Genomic DNA, 1,369 nt, shown 5'->3' on the forward strand with positions numbered 1-1,369 from the left:
AGGGCCGGAGTCAAACGTCCACGAGGATGGGTCAGCTAACTTTAGCGACTTGTACCAGTACACCGGCGAACCGTCTTTGGCCGCTCTACAGTCCGGCATGCTGGCTGCGCAAGCTGGAAAGATGGCCCTGTCCGCAGCGATGCATGCAAGCCGGTATTCATATATGAATGGATCCGAAGGTCCGAGCGACGGCAGCTGACCATAGTTCTGTTCGTCACCAGGCAATGGTGCCCAACCATCGGTAACTATTTTGTTGTCACCCCAGTCGGACCTGGGTGGATCGGGCGAGGTTGCGATTGCTGAGCTCAGACCACTGATAATGAGCAAGCAGCTGGCCAGGACGGCTGCACCGCAAACTACCGGACCAATGGATCGGCGATTCATGCCGTGTTGCCGTTGAGATGCTCGACTGTTCTAGCTCTCCATTGGCCGCCTGCATAGGTTGCGACAACGATGTCGGCAACAGATGGTTTTGCACCCATGTCTTCAGAGAGCGACTTGTCCGATCTGAAGTACTTGACTTGCTGCTGGCGGACCAGCGTTATGACTTGATAAGTGCTGTCCGGCATCTGCGTAAAAGTAGTTTTTGCGGATAGGACGAACATCTGCCCACCGACGATCCATCGGCCCTCGGAATGCCACGGAATTACCGAACTTTCCATGGCGGCGCAGGTTTTGCAAGCGGGATCACTGATGGCCATCATGGGTTTCGAGTCGCCGGTTTCAAAGGCGTAGCCGAGGGTGGAGTACCAGTAGGTCGCGAAGGCCTCGAGCCCGGCCTTGGAGAATTCCCTGGCCTTGGCGGGCAGGACGGGCACGGGGACGTTTTGGGCCGGGCCGGAGGCGGTGGCGGGTTTGTAGACCGGGGTGGGGGACGGTGCGTCCGAGGTCGTGGCCGGGGCCGCGGTGGAAGCAGGCGCCGTGGCCGGGCCGGTGGCCGCGGTGGGCGGGGCATCCGTTGGCGTGCATCCCGTCAGGGCGAGCCCAGCCACGAGGGCCAGGCCCGCGACGGCTGCGAAGTGGTGCCGCCGACGCCATCGTCCGCGGTGGCTGCGTGCGCGGTCGGGTTGTGGTTGTGAACGCGTCCTGCTGGTCGTCATGGGAGCCCCCGGCGAACATTGTGGAGGGGACCCATAGTGACTGGAGCCCCATTTCAGCTAGACAACAAGCTACCCCAGATGCGTGATCCCGGCCACAACTTATCCACAAGCCGGCCCGCCCGCAGATTGCCGTTGGGATTCCCGGGGCACCGTACTTCTGTGGCGAAACTCCTACCGCTGAGTGGTCGGTGGGCCGGGACGCTGCCGGACGTTTCGCGTTGCGCCCTCCACAGGGGGTGCTGCGTGGGAAGTTGTTCCGGTTTAGAATC

Annotated in this window: 2 protein-coding genes; one reads left to right on the forward strand and one right to left on the reverse strand. The window is 61.8% G+C overall.

Annotation, left to right across the window (positions count from 1 at the left end):
- Positions 1–199, forward strand: a 199-nt coding sequence (locus G6034_RS19620) for a hypothetical protein (RefSeq protein ID WP_218064093.1), incomplete at its 5' end; no start/stop codon positions are given.
- 181 nt (positions 200–380) lie between these two features.
- Here the strand turns inward: G6034_RS19620 and G6034_RS20230 are convergent.
- Complete coding sequence (locus G6034_RS20230) at positions 381–1,100, reverse strand: DUF6318 family protein (protein WP_281375534.1); 720 nt, start codon at positions 1,098–1,100, stop codon at positions 381–383.
- Positions 1,101–1,369: the final 269 nt, after the last annotated feature.

It is taken from the genome of Arthrobacter wenxiniae (assembly GCF_013376105.1).
Classification (GTDB): Bacteria; Actinomycetota; Actinomycetes; order Actinomycetales; family Micrococcaceae; genus Specibacter; species Specibacter wenxiniae.